The following is a 21,639-nucleotide window of genomic DNA, read 5'->3' on the forward strand; positions in this document are numbered from 1 at the left end:
AATTTTCACTCTTCTTGCATAAGTTTAAATCATTATTTCGGCAATTTTGATTTCATATATTCTTCAGCCACATTAAGTACATACTCTTGGCAAGCCTCTCCTGTACCAGGGTCATAAGCTCCATTATTGGTAATATTATTAGATAAGATTCGAATGCCTAGGAAAGGAACGTTAAATTGACTTGCGATTTGCGCAACAGATGCTGCTTCCATTTCTTCAACAGAAGTACCATAACGTTGATGGAAAAATTGAATACGATCTAGCTCATTATTCCAGACATCTGCTGAACCAATTGTTCCTTCAACCACATCACCTTTATCATAACGGACTTTGTGGGCCGCCATTAATAATTCTCTGTCACCTTCAAATTTGCGTATCGCAATCGGCTCTGGGTCAGATTCATCTGTTGGCAAAACGTCAAAAGCCTCAACCCATGTGAGTGAGTTTGAACCACCACCCACTGGTTGTTTAGGAGTTCTAAATGCACCAATATTGGTTGTATATTTTCCTAAAACAATATCGTAAACATGCAAATCAGGATCATGTCCACCTGAAGTTCCCTGATTAATGATCGCAATCGGTTTATAACGCTCAATCGCTAGAGCAGTTGCTGCAGCAGAGTTACTCATACCCATGCGAGTTTTAGAAATAATCATTGGATAACCGTTATAGGTTCCTTTCCAGAAAGTCCATCCGCCTAATGTTTCAACAGTCACATTCTGTAATTTTGAAGCCATTTTTTCCGATTCTACTGGCAAAGCCCCTTGAATAATGATCGGCTGTAACTTCTGTTTTTGTTCCTGAACTGTTGGGGTTTGTGAAGCAGATGAGTTGTCATCGTTACATCCAACAAAAAATAAAGCGCTACATAAACTGATTACGCCCAAACTATACTTAAATTGCATTTTTTAACCTTTCTTTTTAAAAAGTGTAAGGTAGCAATCTACATGCCAATTTCAAGTTCAGCTTTGTTATTAGGATTCAGTAATTTAATTTTTTATTTTAATCACATGATAAAAAACCCGACTTAAAGCCGGGTTTTAATAAATTAGAAAATACGCTTATCATTACGTGTGCGTTGAGGGATTTTTTCAATCTGCTGCCAGACTGCTTTAGCAATCTCAATATAACTATCAGCCGCATCATCCATTGCCACAACACTCGGTTTACCCTGATCAGCATGTTCACGTATTTGAGCATTTAGAGGCAAACGGCCTAGCAATGGAATATGGTATTGCTCGGAAAGCTTATCACCACCACCGATACCAAAAATTTGCTCTTCATGACCACAGTTTGAGCAAATATGAGTCGACATGTTTTCGACGACACCTAATACTGGAATACCAACTTTATTAAATAACTCAATTCCTTTGGTGGCATCAAGCAAGGCAACATTTTGTGGAGTAGTCACAATGATGGAGCCTGTAACCGGAATACGCTGTGCAAGCGTAAGCTGAATATCACCAGTACCTGGTGGCATATCAATCATGAGTACATCTAAATCAGGCCAAAGTGTTTGATTAAACAATTGCATTAGAGCGCCTGTTGCCTTTGGTCCACGCCATGCAACAGGTGTGTTGTTATCACCAGTTAAATGTCCAATAGAAAGCACAGCCATACCATAAGCATCTAAAGGTACAAAATTTTCACTTTCAATAAGTGGAGTTTTGCCAGCGTTTCCTAGCATTGTGGGAATACTTGGACCATAGATGTCAGCATCTAATACCCCAACCTTAAGACCCATTTTTTGCAAGGCAAGCGCCAAATTGACGGTAGTTGTCGATTTACCAACGCCACCCTTTCCAGATGAAACTAAAATAACATTCTTAATGCGAGGGTGAAGTGGAACATCTCTTTGTTGCGGAGCGGCTTTTTGAATCGGTGGATTATTTGGATCTGGTTCTGATTTAGGTGAGGCATCAAGCACAGGAGGTAAATTTGAACTTTCTTGTGTAGGGCGCTTTTGTTGAACCACGTGTAAATTAAGTTCTTCAATACCGCACTTTTCTAATGCACCAGCTAAATCATCATGGATTTGCTGCAAATGCTCTTTTTCATCAGGAAATGTATTAATCGTAAGTTGTAATACACGACCCTGAACTTGAAGCTGACTAATGCGCTCCTTTAAAGCATCTTTCGAATGCGGTAATAAATAATTTTGGAGTACGGTTTGGATTTCATCTTCTTTCACCTCTTGTGCGGGTGAAAAAACGGACTTTAATGAAGAAAGCCAAGACATATTGTTTACTCCAAAAACAGATCATTACAGCTTAATGGAGATAGTGTAACAGTATTGCTCCACACTCGCTCACCTTGGGATGAATAATTACTCACTTCAGATCTCATCTTTTAGGTAAGGAGTGCAGATTTTAGTTTAAATCAGCTTATTCAGCAGAATCATGATTCTTTAATTTATTGAGTTTATCGGTTGCAGTTTTCTTCAACTCATCAAGTTTTGCTGTTGCTTGCGTTTTCAACTCATCAAATTTTGTAGCAGCCTCTTCCTTTAATTCCGCAGCTTTGGCTTTAGCATCGTCAAGTTTATGAGCTGCTTCTGTACGCAAGTGATCAAACTTATCTTGTAGACTATGCTGAGCATCCTCAAGTTTACCTTTTAAATCAGTTGCTTTTTCTTCAAGAGCCTCTTTACCAGAAGCTTGTTTCTCTTTTACATTTTCCTTTAAATCGTCCAAAGCTTTTTCGCCTTGTACTTTCGCATCAGCTGCTTTTGCCTTTAATTGGTCTACCTTATCTTCAACTGCTTCTTTACCAGCAGCTTGCTTCTCTTTTACATTTTCCTTTAAATCGTCCAAAGCTTTTTCACCTTGTACTTTTGCATCAGCCGCTTTTGCCTTTAATTCATCTAATTTATTTTCTGTAGTCATCGTTGTTATCCTCATAGTTAATTAAAAAATTACCTGAATAAGTTATTAGTTATACATCGTTATGGCTTATTTTCTGACCGTAACTGCAATTTGAAACAAAGACAATACAGGAAGATTCAAATATTTTTTGATTTGTTTATCTGTTCTAAAGAGAAACCATGCCTGACCAAAATCTATTTTAATAGAAATCTCTTATGCCAAGCCGGAGATTATTAATCTTTGCTTATCTCCCTGCATCAGTTAAAATCTTCCACCTTATAAATACGAATGAGAGAATGAAATCCGTGCGTAAAATTTTAGTCACTAATGCCCTCCCTTATGCTAATGGTCCAATTCATATGGGTCATTTACTCGGTTACATCCAGGCAGATATCTGGGTTCGTGCCATGCGAGCAATGGGTCATGATGTGACTTATGTATGTGCGGATGATGCTCACGGTACAGCAATTATGCTACGTGCCGAAGCAAATGGTATTAGCCCAGAAGAGCAAATTGCGAATGTTCAAAAAGAACACATCCGTGATTTTGACGGTTTTGGTGTACATTTCGATCATTACGATTCAACGCATAGCGATGCAAACAAAGCACGTTCAACAGATATCTATATTAAAAACCGTGACGCTGGAAATATTGCAGTTCGTCCTGTAACTCAATTATTTGACCCAGAAAAAGGGATGTTCTTGTCTGACCGTTTCATTAAAGGTACATGCCCAAAATGTAAATCAGAAGATCAATACGGCGACTCATGTGAAGTGTGCGGTACAACTTACAATGCAACTGAGCTACTTAACCCGCGTTCGACTTTAAGTGGTGCAACACCAGTTGAAAAATCTTCAGATCACTATTTCTTCAAGCTTCCAAACTTTTCAGAATATTTGCAGAAATGGACGCGTGATGAAGGTCGTTTACCTCTTTCAATTGCGAACAAGTTAGATGAATGGTTTGAAGCTGGTTTAGCAGACTGGGATATTTCTCGTGATGCACCATATTTTGGCTTTGAAATTCCAGACGCACCAAATAAATATTTCTACGTATGGGTAGATGCCCCAATTGGTTATATGTCTAGTTTTGAAAACTACATCAAAACTAAACGCCCAGATTTAAACTTTGATGATTTCTGGAAAAAAGACAGCCAAAACGATGTTTATCATTTTATTGGGAAAGACATTGTTTATTTCCATGCTTTATTCTGGCCTGCAATGCTTGAAGGTGCGAACTATCGCACTCCAACAGGCTTGTTTGTAAACGGTTTCTTGACTGTAAATGGACAAAAAATGTCTAAGTCACGTGGTACTTTCATTAAGGCTGAGACTTACTTACAGCATTTAAACCCAGAATATTTACGTTATTACTTTGCATCTAAGCTTTCAGATAAAGTTGAAGACTCTGACTTAAATCTTGATGACTTTGTTCAAAAAGTAAATTCAGACTTAGTCGGTAAAGTCGTTAATATTGCTAGCCGTTGTGCGAAATTCATCAACAGCAGCTTTAACAATACGTTATCTGCTCAATGTGCAGAAACTGATTTAGTACAAAGTTTTATTGATGCTGGCGATTCAATCGCTGCTGCATATGAAGCACGTGAATTCTCTACGGCGATCCGTGAAATTATGGCGCTAGCTGACCGTGCAAACCAATATATTGATGAGAAAAAGCCTTGGGCACTTGCTAAACAAGAAGGTCAAGAGCAACAAGTTCTTGACGTCTGCTCTGTGGGTATCAACTTATTCCGTCAACTCGCAGTGTACTTAGCTCCAGTTCTGCCAACTTTAGCTCAACAAGTTCAAGATTTCTTAAAACTTGAAAGCTTCGATTTCGAGTCACGCAAACAAATTCTTGTAAGCCATGAGATTGCGCAGTTCCAACCGCTTATGCAGCGTGTTGATCCAAAAGCTGTTGCAGCTATGGTTGATGCTTCTAAAGAGTCTTTAGGTGCTCCTGCTCCAGAAGCAACAAAAGCGGCAGTAAAAAAAGACAAAGCAGCTGAGAAAAAAGCAGCGCCTACTCCAGCAGTTGGTGAAGCTGAAATTATCGGTATTGAAGATTTCTTAAAAGTTGACTTACGTGTTGCTCAGGTCATTGAAGCAGGTACAGTTGAAGATTCAGATAAACTACTACAACTTACTTTAGACGTTGGTGAAGCTGAACCACGCAATGTATTTAGTGGTATTCGTAGCCAATACACACCAGAAGACCTAAAAGGTAAATTGGTTGTTATGGTGGCTAACCTTGCACCACGAAAAATGCGTTTTGGTATTTCAAACGGCATGGTACTTGCTGCCGGAAATGGTGAAGGTATTTTCATTATTTCTCCAGACAGCGGTGCGAAACCTGGCGATAAAGTTTCTTAATCTGCTTTCAAAAAAAGCTCCCTAAATTGGGAGCTTTTTTATTTTTAAGGGCTTTGAATAGGTTTAAACAAAGCTTACTAAATTATGACCACGGCCACCCTTCGCAAGGGTTATTAAATAAAACGTGTATATTTCCCAACTCTTCATTTGTTAAATAGCCATTCTTATTTTCATCTAAATAATGAAATAGCTCTGTCTGCTTGTTTTCACCTTGAAAACGCTTATCACTCGGCCAGTTATAAGGATAAAAGTCTTCAACCCGTTGAAATTCTTTTAGGCTATACATGCCATCATGATTTAAATCATATTTTTCCTGAAAAAGCTCCCCATCTAAAGAAGCAGGCTCACATGCAATTACCATATTCAAAATACAGTAAGTTGCACATCCAGCAAGTAACTTAATAGTTAGATTGCTCATGATTATTCACTTGTATATCGGAAATTTTATAGTCCTTTTCGTGAACTGGAGTACCCACAATACTCATAGTCCGCTCATTTGCCGATTGTTGTTTACTCGTCGTTCTCATCTCACATCCTGTAGTTAAGATGAGAAAAACTACAGAAATGCTCACTATTAGTTTTTTCATAACGTGATCCTCATTTCTTTTTGTTTTATTTATTAAGTTACCACTTTTAAAGTATTTAAGTGCTAAAAAAGATATTTCAATTTGTATATATTTTACTCAAAAATAAAGCCAGACTATAAATAGCTGGCTTTGGATTTTGTAGATATTTTAATTAAAGACTTATCATTTGAAGAAAATTAATTTTAAACCCAATAAAGTCACAATACTTCCAGCAACTCGATCCACCCCTGTTTTTGCTTTCAGATACATTTTTCGAGGCTTCTCTGAAGAGAGCAGCATTGCCACACATGAGTACCAACCAGCATCAATCATAAAACAAATCACTGGTAATGCGACGTAGTAATAATTTGGAATTTCTTTTGGCAACAAAGCAGTAAATACACTCGCTAGCACGACTGCGATTTTTGGATTACTTAACTGGGTAATTAAGCCATATCGATATGCCTGCTTATAGGTCATTTTCGATTTGCCATCGTTTTCCATCGCAATTGGTTCTTTAGCATGTTTAATAATTTTAAAAGCCAGCCAAAGTAAATATAGCCCACCACCAATTTTTAAAATTAGATAAGCAGAAGGCACCGCCAATAAAACTGCTTGCAATCCCATAACTGCTAATAGACCAAAAAGCGCTGCGCCTGTCCCCGTCCCTAAAGCGGTAAACAACCCATGTTTACGTGATTTAGAAATTGAATTTTGTGCAACATAAATAAAGCTTGGCCCAGGACTTATTGCTCCAAGCATCAATGCCATCGCAATTGAAAAAAGAGGAATAAGGGACTCAAACATTGTATTGACCTAGCATCATGCAATTGCGCGGTATTCTAACAGCTTTTTATGACACATATAAAAATGGCGAAGATATAAATGATGAAAATTGAATTTTCATGTTTTTACAATTTAAATCTTCACAACGGACAAAAATGTCCGTTAAATATATAACCTTTAGAACTCCCCAAACCGATGACATGAGTAAACGTCAAAAAATTGCAGCCCATAATCGGGATGAATTACTCAATGCAGCCGAAGAATGTTTTCGTATTCATGGTATTAATGTTCCCTTACAAGTTGTGATTGACCACGCTGGTGTAGGCAGAGCGACGTTCTATCGTAATTTTTGTGATCGAAAAGCTTTAATTAGTGCACTTTTAGAACGTGCGATTACACAGCTAGAGCAAAAAGCAGCTCATTTTCAACAATTCGAGGATGGTTTATTTCGTTTAATTGAAGGACATATTAGGCAACTTCCCAAACTCGCAATTTTGCAAGATTTTTGGAGAGTGATTGATCGACAAGATCCAATTATGTTAAAAATTTATGAACGGCGAAATAATGCACTTAACCCACTGATTGAAAATGCGATAGAACAAAAATTGTGCCGAGCTGATCTGACCGCCGATGACTATGCAATGGTCACAGCAATGTTGGGTTCTTCATTTCAAGGACATGAGCCAGAAGAACAAACTCGCTTAGCAAAACGAGCAATTGAATTACTATTTCATGGTATTCAAATACAAAAAATTCGAGGGATAGAATGAGTAAAACGCCTCGTTATTTGGAAACACCACCCGACTGGACCCCAGAAGAGCAACCGACTTTACCTGGTTCACCAGCAGCTATTGCACACTCTGTACCTAAGCGGTTTATTTACTTTTTTATTGGTTTATTTATCGCCCTTTCGGCAAGCTTAAGTAATGGTTTTATTACGGCAAATTTACCTTTAATCCAAGGTGAGTATGGACTAACTCCTTCCGAAGCGGCTTGGTTGCCTGCTGCTTATGTCATGGCAAACGTCAGTTCAAACCTGATTTTATTTAAAGCCCGGCAACAGTATGGCCTGAGAGTATTTTCTGAAATAGGACTCGTGATTTTTATTGCAGTTCTGGTATTACATATTTTTGTGCATACTTATGAAATGGCCCTATTTGCGCGGGTTGTATCTGGTTTAGCTGGTGCGCCATTAAGCTCACTAGGTATGTATTACACCATGCAAGCTTTTAAAAAAGCAGACATGGCAAAAGGTATATATATTGCCTTTGGTTTTCAGCAACTTGGCGTACCATTAGCTTGGATTATTTCTCCATTTCTTGTAAATACAGACAGTTGGTCTGTTCTATATACCTTTGAGCTCGGCTTAGCACTTTGTTGTTTAGCCATGGTCGTTTCATTGAAATTACCGCGGAGCTTAAGAATTTATGTTTTTGAGAAGCAGGATTTCTTTACATTTGCTTTATTGGCTCCAGGTTTTGCCTGCTTGTGTATTGTGCTCACGCAAGGTCCAATTTTATGGTGGTTCAACAGTGAATGGCTTGCTTACGTCTTAATTGCAGGTTTTAGTTTAGTTGTTCTTGGTTTGCTCTATGAGCACTATCGTGCCAATCCATTAATTATGACACGCTGGTTAGGTGCCGCTTCGACCCTACGCTTCATTTTTGGTGCCTTTGCCATTCGACTTTTAATGTCTGAACAAAGCTACGCAGCTGTTAATTTCTTAAAAACCATGGGAATGGGTCCTGACCAATTTGTTCCACTCTATGTGGTCATATTGATAGGGATTTTAAGCGGAACACTTTTTAGTGCACTAACTTTTTCACGCGAACGGATTATCTTCCACTTACTTTTTGCAGAATTTTTAATTTTAGTCGCGTGTGGATTAGATTATCACTTAACGAGTGATGTCCGACCTGTGAACTTCTTTGCAAGTCAGTTTTTAGTAGGCTTTGCAGGTGGTTTATTTATTGGGCCATTGCTCCTGATTGGCTTTGCGCAAACTTTGGCTAAAGGTCCTTCGTATGTGGTGACTTTTATTGTGCTGTTCTCTGCAACTCAAACATTTGGCGGCCTTGTCGGGTCTTCATTCTTCTCGACCTATCAACAACACCGCACACAAAACTATCAAGTCGAGATTATTAAAGATTTGGAACAAGCAGATCCTCTAGTTGCTCAAAGGCTCTCTACATATCAACGCAGTGCATCAGTTACGACTACTGACCCAGCATTACAAACAGCCCAATCCATGCGCTCACTTAATCAAGTGGTCACTCGTGAAGCGCAAGTGCGTGCCTACAATGACGTTATTGCATTAAACGGTATTTTTGCTGTCGCACTACTCTTGTGGGGTGGTTTTAATATTGCACGAAGTAAATATCTACAACGTAGAGGAATTAGCCGTCCTTAACGGCTTCTTTATTGATGAAATAGAAATTGAGATTGATATATGTCAGATGATCAAAACAAACCGGAACAAGATCCACCTCAAGCAGCTCCCGCTCCATCTAACGAACCGGCACCTGCGAGCAAACTGATTCCAACAAAACGCTCAACTTTATTATGGATGCTAGTTGTGCTCATTGTCGGTATTTTAGTGATTTTGTGGGCATGGAGAATCGGACCCTTCGCAACGAGTGTTCAGCAAACTGACAATAGTTATGTTAAAGGTAAAACAACGATTTTATCGTCGCAAATTAATGGCTATGTTAAAGATGTATTAGTTAAGGACTTTGACCACGTTAAAAAGGGTCAAGTATTAATGCATATTGATGCAACCACTTACGACCAAAAAGTAGCGCAAGCGGCTTCTGGAGTTGAACAAGCTAAAAATACTTTAGCCAATCAGACACAGTCTATTGCTCAAAAACAAGCTGATATTGTGGCTGCACAGGCTAAAGTTGAACAAGTTAGGGCTCAATATGAGCTTTCTTTAGCACAGCTTAGACGATATCAACAGTTAGGAAATAGTGGAGCAGCTTCTAAATCTGAGCAAGATAAAGCCGCAGCAGATGCTGAAAATAACCTTGCAGCACTGAAGCAGGCAGAGGCCAATGTTTTAGTTGCCAAAGAAGCGCTTAAAACAGCACAAGTGGCAGAAGCTGGATTAGAAGCACAAGTTTCCAGTGCTAAAGCACAGTTAGACCAAGCGCAAACCACCAAAGACTATAGCGTTATTGTTGCTCCAATGGATGGACAACTTGGTGAGGTGAACCCTCGTGTTGGGCAATATGTAGCAGCAGGCTCGCAGTTACTCTACTTAATTCCACAACAAACTTGGGTGATTGCTAACTTTAAAGAAACCCAAATTGCCAATATGCGAATTGGACAAAAAGCATGGTTCACAGTCGATGCCATGAAACACAAAAAATTTACAGGACATGTTGAGCAGATCTCACCTGCTGCGGGTTCTGAGTTCAGTGTGTTAAAGCCTGACAATGCAACAGGAAACTTTACCAAAGTAGTTCAAAGAATTGCCGTACGTATTACCATTGATCCAAATCAAGAAGGAATGGAGCACTTACGCCCTGGCATGTCAGTAATTACTTCTGTCGATACAAGTTCGTAAACAGCTTTTTAAAGCTCTATTTAAAAAGCTACAATGTGATCAATCATTATTTTTCTCAATTTCTAATGTTTGATCACATTGCCCAACCTGTTTCCTATCAGCATATTGAACTCCCCTCTTTAGTTCATCTCGACATTAAGCGATTAGATTTAGTTCATCCTCAAATTTCGGGCAATAAATTTTTCAAACTAAAATACAATCTGCTTGTCGCAAAACAACAAGGTTTATCGAGCATTTTGACTTTTGGAGGGGCCTATTCAAATCATATTGCCGCGACTGCCTATGCCGCTCATCTTTTTGGCTTAAAAAGTATTGGGATTATTCGTGGTGAAGAGTTAGCTGATAAACCTCTTAATCCAACCTTAGCAAAAGCTCAAAGTTTAGGAATGTATCTACATTTTGTCTCACGCAATGAATATCGCTTACGAGATGAGGCAAATTATCTTCAACAGTTACACCATCAATTTCCTGAAACTTTCATTATTCCTGAAGGCGGTACCAATGAACTGGCAGTTCAAGGTTGTCAGGAAATTATCAATCAAAGCGATTTGCAAAACTATGATGTGATTTGCTGTGCAGTAGGAACTGGCGGAACGATTTCAGGTCTTATTGAAAGGAGTTCAGCCGATCAAAAAGTCTTAGGATTTTCGGCTTTAAAAGGTGACTTTTTACAACAAGAAATTCGGCAGTGGACCAAAAAACAGAACTGGTCTGTGACAGATGCATACTGCTGTGGTGGGTATGCAAAAACTTCACCCGAGTTATTGGCGTTTATAGAAAGTTTTGAAGAGCAGCATGCGGTACCACTTGAACCGATCTATACGGGAAAGATGATGTTCGGTCTGTTTGATCTTATAAAGAATAATTACTTTTCTGAAGGTACTCGCATTCTGGCAATTCATTCTGGTGGTTTACAGGCAGATATAAGAAATAAAAACACATCAATAACTTATTAGCTTTTAGTACACATTACTCCGCATAGCAGTAAATGTCTTTAGCATGACTAAGGCTCGGCATGATAGTATATGCCCCTTTTAAATTTTCACGATTAATCGAGAATCTCTTATGTCTAACAGTCATGTTGATGTCATTGTCTTAGGTGCAGGTGCTTCTGGACTCATGTTGGCTGCACATGCTGCTAAACGAGGGCGCTCGGTTTTAATTTTAGAAAAAGCCAATAAAATTGGTAAAAAGATTTTAATGTCGGGCGGTGGCAAGTGTAACTTTACCAACCTGTATGTAGAGCCTGACAACTATATTTCTCATAATCCACACTTCGTTATTTCTGCCCTATCACGCTACAGCAACTGGGACTTTATCGGTTTGGTATGTGATTATAAAATTGCTTATGAAGAACGAAAACACGGGCAATTATTCACGCTAAACGGCGCTAAAGAAATTTTAGAGATGCTAGTGAGTGAATGTGATAAAACCAATAACGTTGATATCCAAACTCAATGTGAAGCTGTACAGATTGATCCATTAGAAAAAGGCGGTTTTACTGTACACACAAACCAAGGCCGATTTAGCTGTGAGTCATTAGTGGTTGCTACAGGTGGTTTATCCATTCCAACTTTGGGTGGTTCTGGGTTTGGCTATGAACTGGCACAAAAATTTGGACATACGGTTTTCCCAACTCGCGCAGGTTTAGTCCCATTTACTTTTTCAGATCATATTAAAGAAGTCACTACACGCCTAAGTGGTAATGCTTTAGATGTGACTCTAAGTAACTCGAAAAATAGCTTTACTGAAGCCTTATTGTTTACGCATCGTGGTTTGAGTGGTCCAAGTTCTTTACAGCTTTCAAACTATTGGAATACCGGTGAAAGTTTTAAAATTGACTTTTTCCCGAGCCAAGATTTAGCAAATTATTTAAAAGACAAAAAGAAAGCCAAACCTAAAGTTTTATTGCGTACTCTTCTGAATGAATTTACGGCAAAAAGTATTGTACAAGAGTTACAACAACTTATATGGCCAGAGCAGAGCGAGACAGTAATTGGTAATATCAGTGATGCACAGCTAGATCATATTGCCGAGCAACTACATGGTTTTGCTGTGAAACCATCAGGCACAGAAGGCTATCGTACTGCCGAAGTTACTTTAGGTGGAGTTGATACAAGTGAAGTATCTTCCAAAACAATGGAAAGTAAAAAGCAGAAAGGACTGTTTTTTATTGGGGAAGTACTTGATGTGACTGGCCATTTAGGAGGTTATAACTTCCAATGGGCTTGGTCTTCCGCTTATGCAGCAGCACAATACGTTTAAATGATCAATAAGCTAATTTGAGGCTTTCGAATCATTTGATGATTTTTCAGAATTACGAGTATGAGTTGTTGCCTGTTTTGATGAGTTAGATTTATTAAACACAAATTTATAAGCACTTGCTAAAAAACCTACCGTAATTCCCGCAATGACAATCGGTGCTAAAAAACGACCTGGTTTCTTCATCGTATTTTCCTCACTTATTTGTTTTTATAACGTCTAAAAAGAACGACCACTCAATATAGAGTGGTCGAACTTATCACAAAAATCAAAGATTTTTTGTACGGTTTATCTGAAAATTAGTTTTACTTACTAAATTTCGTCATTTTCTCCAGTAGATCCAAACGGTTTATTTACTGGTGGTTCTGCTGGATTTACTTGTGCAGAATCAGCTGGTTTTGCATCAGATGAAACAGTTGATGGTGAAGTTGTAGTCGTTGGTGCAACTGTAGATGTTGACGAACTCGTAGTTGCAGATGAGCTACCAGCAGATGGGCTGCTCGTTGTGGTAGTAGACGGTGGTTGATACAGAGGATTTGGTTCATTCGCTTCTTTTTTAGCTTTATCTAGCAAATCGCTCAACAGTCTTTCTGCTGGTTGGCGACCACCTAAACCAAATGCAAGAGCGAAAGCAACTGCAACTGCGCCTAGAGTCAAGCCAAATGCAAGATTAACGATTGAATCTGCAATACCCATCGCTCTTAAACCAAGCGCAAGTACAAGACCAATAATTAACACACGAACTAAACTACCTAACCAACGCGAGCTATTATATTCGCCGCGTTGAACCACGTTCGCCACAACATTGGCAAGCCAGAAACCAATAACCAAGATTACAGCGCCCAATAGAATGTTTGCACCGAAATGGATAAACATTGCGATTAGACCACTAATTTGATCGAAACCAAGACGATCCGCAGCTTCAGAAACTGCAAATAACATAGTAAAGAATACAATTAACCAGCCAACTGCATTAGAAACTTTAGTTTGGCCTAAAAAGCGTTGTACATCTAACTTTGCAGGAATTTCATCAACACCAGTACCTGCAATTAATTCGGCTACTAAGCGGCCAACAAAACGAGAAACAATATAAGCAACTAGTAGAATTAAACCAGCAGCAATAATGTTTGGAATTGCCTGCAAGATTTCATTAAGCATTGCTGTTGCTGGCTGAGAAATTGTCTCAATCCCTAAAGCTTCAAACGCTACAATCAATGTTGTAATAATGATGATTGCGAAAACAAATGAACCTAAGAATTTGCCTACGTTAGAGCTTTTGAAAAGACCAATTTTTTCAGCTTGAGCCTGAACACCTAAGCTATTTACTAAACCTTCAACAATACCGCGTACAATTTTTGCCAAGATATAACCAACAAAAACGATAACACCAGCAATAAAGATATTTGGTAAGAATGCTACAGCATCATTTACCATATTTTGAACTGGAATCAGTAAGCCTGTTAATCCTAATATTGAAAGAACAATCGGAAGGAAAAGTAACAATACAAGCCAGTAAAGAATTTCACCAATATTCTGGCTAATTCCACCTACACCCACTTCGCTGCTTAACTTATCATCGAGTTGCGTTCGGGATAAAACATTGGTCACCCCCGCTCGCACCAGTCGAGCAACGATCCAACCAATAAAACCCACCACAACAGCAGCAATAATATTTGGAATATAGACGAGTACCTGATTCACCATATTGCTGAACGGGCCACTTACTCCACTAATGTTAAGTACATTGAGAGCTGCGACAACAGCTAAGATTAGAATAAACCAGAATACGACTTTTGAAATAAGACCTTCTATGTTTGGAGCACGCCCAGTTGCTGAAGATAATTTTGCATTGGTATTTACTTTTTGCAGAAGTTTTTTTACACCTGCCGCAACTAATAAAGCGATTATCCAGCCAACCAGTAAGATGACGATTGCAGCTAAAATAGGATGAAACTGATCCCAGTAATACATCGCATCAAACTGAGCGCCGCGAGGCCCATCAAAAAATTCATTCATATTGTTATGTCCTCAATTGTTATGTTCTTTTCAGTGCCATCAATTATGAAAAACACTTTTCGTTGTTAAAAATGACGATAAATGCGGTCTATCTCACCTTATGTTTTGAATATTTTGTAATCAACACACTTCTGCATAAATACAACAAATTGATGCAAAAGGTTGCAAAAAAAGCCTTCAGGTCACATCCCAAAGGCTTTCTATGAAGATATACTGGCTAACTTATTACCCTTTATAAATATTCAAATCTGAAGTGCTCTTAATGACATGTGGTGTGGCCTCATGTTGAAAAGCGGCTTCTTCTTTAGGTGTTTTGCTGTGATCAGCAACCATGTAGACGATGAGTGCAATAAGAAAAAGCCCAACAATAATTAAAATGTAAACTGGCAATCTTCTTTTTTTCGCAGTTTCTTCAGGACTCGTCACATGAGGTGGTTTTGAAAAATCATGCATCTTCTTTCCCCTCTTCTTTTATCATTAACTTTATAATCATCATAGCAATTTGGTTTGTTGCATTGTGTGAAAAAGCATTATGCTAAGGTGTCTGTGTTTGCAAAACTCTACTATTAAAATAATAAAAACAGTATAAAATTTAGGCAAAAATATTTAGCCATTTAAAAATATTGATAAATTATGCTCGAGCTTCTTTAAGGTTCTATTTGTAATACAATATGTTTTAGCGCTTACTTTTTATAAAATAGGCTATAATAAGCCCCCTTGTTTTAAAGCTGCTCTATTTTATGATGTATCGTCAGCAAAACGTAACACTTGATCTCGACACTGACGTCACGCATCAATGTTATATACATCAGACGAGAGACGAACATCTCATTGGTATTATTGAATTTAATAAACCAAGTTATGAACTCAAATGGGGTGATTTAGAGTATTTTCGTCGCCGTACTGAAGAATTTTCCGTCATGCCATTTCCTGACTGCATTAATGCCATGATTGTTGATATTCGTAATATCAATATTTTTCTAGACAATGATGTTCCGATTTTACCTTGGCGCTTACTAGAAGAAGACTGTCCTGTTCGCTTAGTCGTTCCACAAGATCGTTTGGAACATTATGCAGGTCTTTTTGAGCCAACTTGGCTTTCAACCGATGTAGACAGCGCAATTTCAGAAATTCGCGAATTTATGGATATGTTTGTCCACTAATAAACATATCCATAAAATTAATTTTAAATTACTTTCAAAATAAGATTTATTACCAGTAGTTTTCTACCGCAATATTTCCCTCACCTCGACGATTCATCGTCAAACCACGGCGCTTTAAAGCCTCTTTAGTGTCATCTACCATTTGTGGATTTCCGCAAAGCATAACGTGGCTTGAGGCAGGATTCAGCTCTATACCAGCAGATTTTTCTAATTCACCATTTTCAATCAGAATCGGCAAACGATCATGCAATGGCGCAGATGGATCTCTAGTAATAATCGGAATAAATTTAAATCCGTTATGTCCTTCCCCAAAAGTTTCAGCAATCTCTTGAATACGATCGACATAAGCTAACTCAGCTGCGGTACGGACACTGTAGACCAAATTAATTTTTTGATATTTAGACCATGTATCGAAGTCTTGTAACATCGATAAAAATGGAGCTAATCCTGTACCCGTTGCCAATAACCATAAATCATGTGGTAAAGGTTGTTGATAGCGAGCTAAAGTCAAATAACCATAAGGTATTTTTTCTAAATAAAGCTCATCTCCTACCTTTAAATATTGAAGATTTGACGTAAATGCACCGTCTGGTACTACAATCGAAAAAAACTCAAGCGTTTCATCAAATGGTGATGAGACTACCGAATAAGCACGAACAACGAGTTCCTCTTCAACTTTTAGTCCAATACGTGCGAATTGCCCAGCAGTAAATTTAAAATGTGCAGGGCGGGTCATGGTGAAACTGAAAAGAGTTGGAGTCCAGCGGTGTACAGATAAAACTTTTTCTACGCTAAATTTTTCAATTGACATGATTTCAACGTGGCATGAAATAGTGCGCTCATGTTAGCATGACAGCCGAAATAATGAATACTTTTAAACGTTAAGGCTTTTTAAACATGCGCATGACATTACGCCAGTTGGCTGTTTTTGTAGCAGTCGCTCAAGAAGGAACTGTCACTAAAGCGAGTGATGCGGTCAGACTGACGCAAAGTGCAGCAAGTATGGCTTTAGCAGATTTAGAGGATGGTCTTGGTGCGCCTCTATTTGATCGTTTAGGTAAACGATTACAGCTTAATGATTTAGGTCGTTTTCTATTGCCTCAAGCATTAGAAATATTAGGTCGCTGTGAAGCTTTTGAGCAAGCTGCAAAAGGTGAATTGCAAAGCATTGATTTACGTATTGGGGCCACTTTAACGATTAGTGATTACCTCATGCCAGATTTAATGGCAAACTTTTTACAGCATCATCCTAAAGCGCATTTGCAATTACAAGTGGGCAATACACGCCAAATGATTGAAGCAGTCAATCAATTCCAACTTGATTTAGCTTTAATTGAGGGATCATGTCACTTACCTCAACTCCAATGTATTCATTGGCGTGATGATGAGCTTGCAGTTTGCTGTGCCCCAAATCACCCGTTAGCACGTTTAAATAGACCTCTAACAGCGCATGATTTTCTTCAAGTCGAATGGATTTTACGTGAAGAAGGCTCAGGAACTCGTGAAGTGTTTGATAATGCTATATTGCAAGATCTGCCAGATGCGAATATTCGTTTAACCCTAGGTCACAATGAAGCAATTTTAAAAATTGTTGCTGGTGGTTTAGGTATGTCATGTATTTCTAAACTTGCCATTGAACCTTTAATTGAAAAGGGACAATTAGTAATTTTAGATACACCATTCTGGCAGCTTACCCGTCCGCTTTATATGCTGGTACATCGTCAAAAATATCAGGGTCCAGGTCTCAAAGCATTCTTACAATTCTGTGAAGATCAGGTTTAAAACCTGATCTTTTCGTTGATTAGCGTCGAAAATTTGATAGCAATTCGCTTGTGATCGCTTTATTGTGATCCGCAATTTTATTTTTCTTGGTTTTCGCAGGATTCGGGTCAACACGCTCAATTTTGATCGCTTTAAATTTGCCCTGATTATCTGCAGCAAGAAATCTCACTTTTTCATTTCTTTTCGGTTCGCCCTCTGATGCAGGGAAATCAGAAATATGAAAGAAAATATCTCCTTCAGTGGTCTCAATAAAACCAAAACCTTTATCAGGGTTATATTGTTTTACCCATCCAGTATAAAACTCTTGCTTCATGATCTTTCCCCTACTTTTCCAATCCAGTCGTTGCAGTAAATAAAAAAGAGACTCACGATTCCGTTTTTAAAATTATACGGTTGAATGAAGTCTCTTTTTAATGCTATTTCAAAAAATTAATCTTTTTGTACACTACCAAAAATTTTATCGCCAGCATCACCCAAGCCAGGAACAATATAACCTTGTTCATTTAAGCCATTATCAATAGATGCCGTATAAATTTGCACATCCGGATGAGCTGCTTCAACTTTAGCGACACCTTCTGGAGCAGCAACCAACACCATAACACGGATATCTTTACAACCACTTGCCTTTAACACATCAATAGCAGCAACTAACGAATTACCCGTTGCTAGCATTGGGTCAATAATCATTGCAAGACGATTAGCCACATCTGGAACTAATTTTTTATAATACGTGCGAACTTCTAATGTTTCTTCATTACGCTCAAGACCTAAAACACTCACTTTGGCGCTTGGAATTAGATTAAGTACGCCATCCAACATACCAATTCCGGCACGTAAAATCGGTACAATCGTTATTTTTTTACCAGCAATACGCTGAGTAGTAACAGTTCCAGCCCATCCATCAATTTCACAATCCACAACTGGTAAATCTTTTGTTGCTTCATAAGTCAATAACATAGTCACTTCCTGAGCAAGCTCACGGAAATTCTTAGTACTGATGTCAGCACGGCGTAACAAGCCTAATTTATGACGAATAAGTGGGTGACGAATTTCTTGAATGGCCACAGATGTTACCTAAAAATATAAAAACGTATTTATTATAATCTTTTTTTAACGCTCAATAAAAAAAAGCCTCCAGATTTGGAGGCTTTTTTGTACACCAGAATTACTGTTGTGAAAGCATGAAATGTAATGGAGATAAAATTTCTGCTTTTAGTGCCAAATTAATCATTGGATCTGGGTAGACACCCAAAATAATAACTAATGCTGCAGCAGCTAATACCATTAAACCACCCACTTTTTGTCCCCAATGAGCATCTGCATCAATACGAGGAGTTTCTGGTGGTGTCATATACATTACAACCATCACACGTAAGTAATAGTACAAACCGATACCACTACCCACAATAATCATTGCAGCTAAGAACCAGTGTTGAGTTGTTACAGCAGCCATTACCACCAAGAACTTACCAATGAAGCCTGCTGTTAATGGAATACCAGCCAAAGACAACATCATGACTGTTAAAGTTGCTGTAAGTACTGGACGACGCCAGAACAAACCACGGTAGTCTGCAAGGCTTTGTGCTTCATCTACGTTGTTATATGGGCTAGACATTAACGCTACTGCACCAAAGGCACCAATAGTTGTTAATACATAAGACACCACATATACAGTTACGCTACCCAAGCTCGCATAAGTCATGCTAATTAAAGCAATTAACAAATAACCAAAGTGAGCAATAGATGAATAACCAAGAATACGTTTTAAGTTAACTTGACGAACAGCGAGTAAGTTACCAACTAAAATCGACAATACAGCAATGATCGTCAAAATAGTTACTAACGAGTTCACCATCATTGCGCCTGAAGCAAGCATATAGCGCACGAACAAACCAATTGTTGCAACTTTAGCAGCAGTCGCTAAGAAAGTTGCCATTGGCGCTGGTGCACCTGCATATACATCCGGTGTCCATTTATGGAACGGCGCAAGCGACAATTTAAATGCAACAGCAAAGATAATAAGTGCTAAACCTAATAACACCATTGGCTGTTTGATTGCTTCAAATAATGCTTGTACAGAATCATAGAATGAAAGTGAACCTGTATATGCATAGATATATGCCATACCCATCAACAACATTGCAGAAGCTGTTGCTGAAAGTACAAGGTACTTAATACCCGCTTCAAGTGAGTTACTACGTTGATAAGTATAAGCAAGTAAGCCATATACAGGAATCGACATTAACTCAAGGCTAATGAAGAACGATGCATAGTGAGAGCTTGCAACCATCAACATTGCACCTGCTACTGAAGCAAGTAACAAAAGATATAACTCTTCGCGGTTGTCTTTATAAGTTTCGATGTAAGCATGAGACAAAGTACAACATGCCAATGCCGCAATCAAAATCATAAATTGATAGAACATGGTAAATGGATCAACCATAAACATGCCCATCACATTTGCCGGTACAAACTTACCGCCAAATACTGCAAATAAAATATAAAGTGCAGCAAGGTTTAAACCAACAACAGAAGCTGTTGCGATTAAATTATGATTACGCTTAATTGAAATTAACAGCATGACGACGATTGTTGTCAAAGCAACAATCATCACCGGAGCTAAAGGCATAAGCGTAGAAAATGATACTGTGAAGTTCATGATTATTGGATCTCCACATGGTCAAGTTGAGTAGCTGTTTGCTGAACAGTTTCAACGACTTCTTGTACTGGCACATAACTATTGACCAACCACTGCATGCTTGAATGAGATACATCCAAGAATGTTTGTGGGTAGATACCAAGCCAAACGAGACCAATCGCACAAATCATCAAAATACTAACTTCACGAGCAGATAAGTCTTTCAATGGACTAGTGTAATGTTGCTTTTGTTCAGGATTTGGTTCACCAAATAAAGCACGGTGAATCAAGATCAAGCCATATAAACCTGCAAATACAAGGCTGATAGAAGCAAGAATCGTGAAGACAGGATATTTATTAAATGAACCCATCAAAATCAGGAATTCACCAATAAAGTTACCTAAACCTGGTACACCTACAAGAGCAGCAACGAAGAACATCAAGAAAAATGGCAAGTACTGAAGCTGGCCACGAAGACCACCCATTAAACGTAAATCACGTGTATGTAAACGTTCGTAGATTTGACCAGACATAATGAACAATGCAGCTGATGACAAACCATGTGCCAACATCATGATCATTAGACCTTGGAAGGTCAAAATATTACCTGCATAGATTGCAAGTAAGATAAAGCCCATGTGTGAAATCGACGTATACGCAAGTAAACGTTTCATGTCAGTTTGCTGGTAAGCACACCATGCGCCGTAGAAAATACCAATCAAACCGAAAATAATCGCAATGTCTGCAAACTGTGCAGAAGCTGTCGGGAAGAATGGAATAACAAAACGAAGCAAGCCATACGCAGCTGTTTTAATCAAGATACCCGCTAAGTCTACAGAACCCGCTGTAGGTGCTTGAGCATGCGCATCTGGTAACCAACCATGTAATGGGAATACTGGTAACTTCACCGCAAAACCGATGAAGAAACAGATCATGAAACCGTAAGCTAAGCCTGCAGGTAAGTGGTTAGCTACAGCTAATAAATAGTTGTAATCAAAACCGATCATGCCCGTCATCATGTAGCCATAAACTACAAGACCTAGGATACCGATTAACATCACTAGACCGGCAATCTGCGTGTAAAGGAAGAACTTAGTAGCAGCGTAAACACGTGAACGACCGTTTGAACCTTTATGACCCCATAACGCAATCAAGAAGTAAATTGGTACAAGCATCATCTCCCAGAAGAAGAAGAACAAGAACAAGTCAATCGCTAAGAATACACCGATAACGCCACCTAAACTCCATAATAGGTTTAAGTGGAAGAAACCAACGTTCTTTTGAATCTCACCCCATGAACAACCAACAGCAAGTACACCAAGTAACGCTGTTAATAACACCATGAGTAAAGATAAACCATCCACAGCTAAGTGAATGCCAATACCGAGTGATTGAATCCACGGTAAATAGAACTCAGCAGACCAAGTTGGGATTTTAGAACCCAACTCGTAGCTATAAGTTCCACTTTGCCAAAGTGCAAGACCTAAGCCCAAAGTAATGAGCATACCAATTAAGGCAATCCAGCGTGGCAAAGTTTTGTCGAGCTTATCGACTAACCAACAAATAAAACCGGCAATGAACGGAACAAGGATCAGCGCGGGTAAAATTAAATTGTTTTCCAT

General features: G+C 38.6%; 22 protein-coding genes. 8 read left to right on the plus strand and 14 right to left on the minus strand.

Features of this window, described 5'->3' with window-relative positions; translation table 11 throughout:
* Positions 1-32: 32 nt before the first annotated feature.
* From ACTJJH_RS14635 to ACTJJH_RS14645, 3 genes are all read right to left on the minus strand, one after another.
* Positions 33-905, minus strand: coding sequence for a 5'-methylthioadenosine/S-adenosylhomocysteine nucleosidase (locus tag ACTJJH_RS14635; protein WP_069035954.1), 873 nt, complete (start codon positions 903-905; stop codon positions 33-35).
* 143 nt (positions 906-1,048) lie between these two features.
* On the minus strand, positions 1,049-2,239 hold the full coding sequence (gene apbC, locus ACTJJH_RS14640; RefSeq protein WP_060466144.1) for an iron-sulfur cluster carrier protein ApbC: 1,191 nt from the start codon (positions 2,237-2,239) through the stop codon (positions 1,049-1,051).
* Positions 2,240-2,384: 145 nt separating this feature from the next.
* Entirely contained in the window at positions 2,385-2,885 is a 501-nt protein-coding gene (locus ACTJJH_RS14645; RefSeq protein WP_069035955.1) for a hypothetical protein, read from the minus strand.
* A 284-nt stretch (positions 2,886-3,169) separates the two neighbouring features.
* On the opposite strand from ACTJJH_RS14645, the gene metG reads away from it, so the two are divergent.
* Positions 3,170-5,236 (plus strand): methionine--tRNA ligase, encoded by a 2,067-nt coding sequence (metG, locus tag ACTJJH_RS14650; RefSeq protein ID WP_440601352.1) that lies wholly within the window; start codon positions 3,170-3,172, stop codon positions 5,234-5,236.
* Between the two features lie 82 nt (positions 5,237-5,318).
* Here metG and ACTJJH_RS14655 read toward each other — a convergent pair whose 3' ends face one another.
* The 3 genes from ACTJJH_RS14655 to ACTJJH_RS14665 all read right to left on the minus strand — a co-directional run bounded on the left by ACTJJH_RS14655 (position 5,319) and on the right by ACTJJH_RS14665 (position 6,609).
* Entirely contained in the window at positions 5,319-5,654 is a 336-nt protein-coding gene (locus ACTJJH_RS14655) for a hypothetical protein (RefSeq protein WP_017481292.1), read from the minus strand.
* Positions 5,635-5,823: an NF038215 family lipoprotein gene (locus ACTJJH_RS14660; RefSeq protein ID WP_032004289.1), complete on the minus strand. Its 189-nt coding sequence runs from the start codon at positions 5,821-5,823 to the stop codon at positions 5,635-5,637. The genes ACTJJH_RS14655 and ACTJJH_RS14660 overlap by 20 nt, the downstream gene beginning before the upstream one ends.
* 162 nt (positions 5,824-5,985) lie before the next feature.
* Positions 5,986-6,609 carry a LysE family translocator gene (locus tag ACTJJH_RS14665; protein WP_002120398.1) on the minus strand — a complete coding sequence of 208 codons (624 nt, stop codon included), beginning with the start codon at positions 6,607-6,609 and terminating at the stop codon, positions 5,986-5,988.
* Between the two features lie 179 nt (positions 6,610-6,788).
* On the opposite strand from ACTJJH_RS14665, the gene ACTJJH_RS14670 reads away from it, so the two are divergent.
* The 5 genes from ACTJJH_RS14670 to ACTJJH_RS14690 all read left to right on the plus strand — a co-directional run bounded on the left by ACTJJH_RS14670 (position 6,789) and on the right by ACTJJH_RS14690 (position 12,421).
* Positions 6,789-7,358 (plus strand): TetR/AcrR family transcriptional regulator, encoded by a 570-nt coding sequence (locus tag ACTJJH_RS14670; protein WP_440601353.1) that lies wholly within the window; start codon positions 6,789-6,791, stop codon positions 7,356-7,358.
* On the plus strand, positions 7,355-8,998 hold the full coding sequence (locus ACTJJH_RS14675; RefSeq protein WP_440601345.1) for an MFS transporter: 1,644 nt from the start codon (positions 7,355-7,357) through the stop codon (positions 8,996-8,998). Before ACTJJH_RS14670 ends, ACTJJH_RS14675 begins: the two co-directional genes overlap by 4 nt.
* A 39-nt stretch (positions 8,999-9,037) precedes the next feature.
* The gene (locus ACTJJH_RS14680; RefSeq protein WP_440601346.1) at positions 9,038-10,156 is read left to right on the plus strand and encodes an HlyD family secretion protein; all 1,119 of its coding nucleotides are present in this window, start codon (positions 9,038-9,040) and stop codon (positions 10,154-10,156) included.
* Positions 10,157-10,221: 65 nt separating this feature from the next.
* Entirely contained in the window at positions 10,222-11,112 is an 891-nt protein-coding gene (locus tag ACTJJH_RS14685) for a 1-aminocyclopropane-1-carboxylate deaminase/D-cysteine desulfhydrase (protein WP_032036800.1), read from the plus strand.
* Between the two features lie 109 nt (positions 11,113-11,221).
* Complete coding sequence (locus ACTJJH_RS14690; RefSeq protein ID WP_174724205.1) at positions 11,222-12,421, plus strand: NAD(P)/FAD-dependent oxidoreductase; 1,200 nt, start codon at positions 11,222-11,224, stop codon at positions 12,419-12,421.
* A 12-nt stretch (positions 12,422-12,433) separates the two neighbouring features.
* Here the strand turns inward: ACTJJH_RS14690 and ACTJJH_RS14695 are convergent, their stop codons facing one another.
* The 3 genes from ACTJJH_RS14695 to ACTJJH_RS14705 form a co-directional block, all read right to left on the minus strand.
* A complete protein-coding gene (locus tag ACTJJH_RS14695) occupies positions 12,434-12,604 on the minus strand; it encodes a hypothetical protein (protein ID WP_002120038.1) in 171 nt (56 codons plus the stop codon).
* 126 nt (positions 12,605-12,730) lie between these two features.
* On the minus strand, positions 12,731-14,434 hold the full coding sequence (locus ACTJJH_RS14700; RefSeq protein WP_017481287.1) for a mechanosensitive ion channel: 1,704 nt from the start codon (positions 14,432-14,434) through the stop codon (positions 12,731-12,733).
* 225 nt (positions 14,435-14,659) lie between these two features.
* Positions 14,660-14,887 (minus strand): hypothetical protein, encoded by a 228-nt coding sequence (locus ACTJJH_RS14705; RefSeq protein WP_005803268.1) that lies wholly within the window; start codon positions 14,885-14,887, stop codon positions 14,660-14,662.
* Between the two features lie 290 nt (positions 14,888-15,177).
* Between ACTJJH_RS14705 and ACTJJH_RS14710 the strand changes: the two genes are divergently transcribed.
* Positions 15,178-15,597 (plus strand): hypothetical protein, encoded by a 420-nt coding sequence (locus tag ACTJJH_RS14710; protein WP_014205905.1) that lies wholly within the window; start codon positions 15,178-15,180, stop codon positions 15,595-15,597.
* 49 nt (positions 15,598-15,646) lie between these two features.
* On the opposite strand, the gene ACTJJH_RS14715 is transcribed toward ACTJJH_RS14710, so the two are convergent.
* On the minus strand, positions 15,647-16,408 hold the full coding sequence (locus tag ACTJJH_RS14715) for a ferredoxin--NADP reductase (RefSeq protein ID WP_440601347.1): 762 nt from the start codon (positions 16,406-16,408) through the stop codon (positions 15,647-15,649).
* Between the two features lie 86 nt (positions 16,409-16,494).
* Between ACTJJH_RS14715 and gigC the strand changes: the two genes are divergently transcribed.
* Positions 16,495-17,379: a LysR family transcriptional regulator GigC gene (gigC, locus tag ACTJJH_RS14720; protein ID WP_002120024.1), complete on the plus strand. Its 885-nt coding sequence runs from the start codon at positions 16,495-16,497 to the stop codon at positions 17,377-17,379.
* Positions 17,380-17,398: 19 nt separating this feature from the next.
* Here gigC and ACTJJH_RS14725 read toward each other — a convergent pair whose 3' ends face one another.
* The 4 genes from ACTJJH_RS14725 to nuoM form a co-directional block, all read right to left on the minus strand.
* Positions 17,399-17,692, minus strand: coding sequence for a cold shock domain-containing protein (locus ACTJJH_RS14725; RefSeq protein ID WP_005803269.1), 294 nt, complete (start codon positions 17,690-17,692; stop codon positions 17,399-17,401).
* 116 nt (positions 17,693-17,808) lie between these two features.
* The gene (upp, locus tag ACTJJH_RS14730; protein WP_002120045.1) at positions 17,809-18,444 is read right to left on the minus strand and encodes a uracil phosphoribosyltransferase; all 636 of its coding nucleotides are present in this window, start codon (positions 18,442-18,444) and stop codon (positions 17,809-17,811) included.
* A 100-nt stretch (positions 18,445-18,544) separates the two neighbouring features.
* Complete coding sequence (gene nuoN / locus ACTJJH_RS14735; RefSeq protein ID WP_002120035.1) at positions 18,545-20,038, minus strand: NADH-quinone oxidoreductase subunit NuoN; 1,494 nt, start codon at positions 20,036-20,038, stop codon at positions 18,545-18,547.
* 2 nt (positions 20,039-20,040) lie between these two features.
* Positions 20,041-21,639 carry an NADH-quinone oxidoreductase subunit M gene (nuoM, locus tag ACTJJH_RS14740; RefSeq protein WP_108011837.1) on the minus strand — a complete coding sequence of 533 codons (1,599 nt, stop codon included), beginning with the start codon at positions 21,637-21,639 and terminating at the stop codon, positions 20,041-20,043.

It is taken from the genome of Acinetobacter sp. 22301 (genome assembly GCF_052045285.1).
GTDB lineage: Bacteria > Pseudomonadota > Gammaproteobacteria > Pseudomonadales > Moraxellaceae > Acinetobacter > Acinetobacter pittii.

Excerpts from the sequence above, each read along its gene's own strand:
- ACTJJH_RS14680 (WP_440601346.1), top strand. The coding sequence starts at position 9,038 with ATGTCAGATGATCAAAACAAACCGGAACAAGATCCACCTCAAGCAGCT.
- ACTJJH_RS14710 (WP_014205905.1), top strand. The coding sequence starts at position 15,178 with ATGTATCGTCAGCAAAACGTAACACTTGATCTCGACACTGACGTCACG.
- ACTJJH_RS14635 (WP_069035954.1), bottom strand. The coding sequence starts at position 905 with ATGCAATTTAAGTATAGTTTGGGCGTAATCAGTTTATGTAGCGCTTTA.
- ACTJJH_RS14690 (WP_174724205.1), top strand. The coding sequence starts at position 11,222 with ATGTCTAACAGTCATGTTGATGTCATTGTCTTAGGTGCAGGTGCTTCT.
- ACTJJH_RS14655 (WP_017481292.1), bottom strand. The coding sequence starts at position 5,654 with ATGAGCAATCTAACTATTAAGTTACTTGCTGGATGTGCAACTTACTGT.
- ACTJJH_RS14725 (WP_005803269.1), bottom strand. The coding sequence starts at position 17,692 with ATGAAGCAAGAGTTTTATACTGGATGGGTAAAACAATATAACCCTGAT.
- ACTJJH_RS14675 (WP_440601345.1), top strand. The coding sequence starts at position 7,355 with ATGAGTAAAACGCCTCGTTATTTGGAAACACCACCCGACTGGACCCCA.
- ACTJJH_RS14645 (WP_069035955.1), bottom strand. The coding sequence starts at position 2,885 with ATGACTACAGAAAATAAATTAGATGAATTAAAGGCAAAAGCGGCTGAT.
- ACTJJH_RS14695 (WP_002120038.1), bottom strand. The coding sequence starts at position 12,604 with ATGAAGAAACCAGGTCGTTTTTTAGCACCGATTGTCATTGCGGGAATT.
- gigC (WP_002120024.1), top strand. The coding sequence starts at position 16,495 with ATGCGCATGACATTACGCCAGTTGGCTGTTTTTGTAGCAGTCGCTCAA.
- apbC (WP_060466144.1), bottom strand. The coding sequence starts at position 2,239 with ATGTCTTGGCTTTCTTCATTAAAGTCCGTTTTTTCACCCGCACAAGAG.
- nuoN (WP_002120035.1), bottom strand. The coding sequence starts at position 20,038 with ATGAACTTCACAGTATCATTTTCTACGCTTATGCCTTTAGCTCCGGTG.
- ACTJJH_RS14665 (WP_002120398.1), bottom strand. The coding sequence starts at position 6,609 with ATGTTTGAGTCCCTTATTCCTCTTTTTTCAATTGCGATGGCATTGATG.
- ACTJJH_RS14705 (WP_005803268.1), bottom strand. The coding sequence starts at position 14,887 with ATGCATGATTTTTCAAAACCACCTCATGTGACGAGTCCTGAAGAAACT.
- ACTJJH_RS14685 (WP_032036800.1), top strand. The coding sequence starts at position 10,222 with ATGTTTGATCACATTGCCCAACCTGTTTCCTATCAGCATATTGAACTC.
- ACTJJH_RS14700 (WP_017481287.1), bottom strand. The coding sequence starts at position 14,434 with ATGAATGAATTTTTTGATGGGCCTCGCGGCGCTCAGTTTGATGCGATG.
- ACTJJH_RS14670 (WP_440601353.1), top strand. The coding sequence starts at position 6,789 with ATGAGTAAACGTCAAAAAATTGCAGCCCATAATCGGGATGAATTACTC.
- ACTJJH_RS14660 (WP_032004289.1), bottom strand. The coding sequence starts at position 5,823 with ATGAAAAAACTAATAGTGAGCATTTCTGTAGTTTTTCTCATCTTAACT.
- ACTJJH_RS14715 (WP_440601347.1), bottom strand. The coding sequence starts at position 16,408 with ATGTCAATTGAAAAATTTAGCGTAGAAAAAGTTTTATCTGTACACCGC.
- nuoM (WP_108011837.1), bottom strand. The coding sequence starts at position 21,639 with ATGGAAAACAATTTAATTTTACCCGCGCTGATCCTTGTTCCGTTCATT.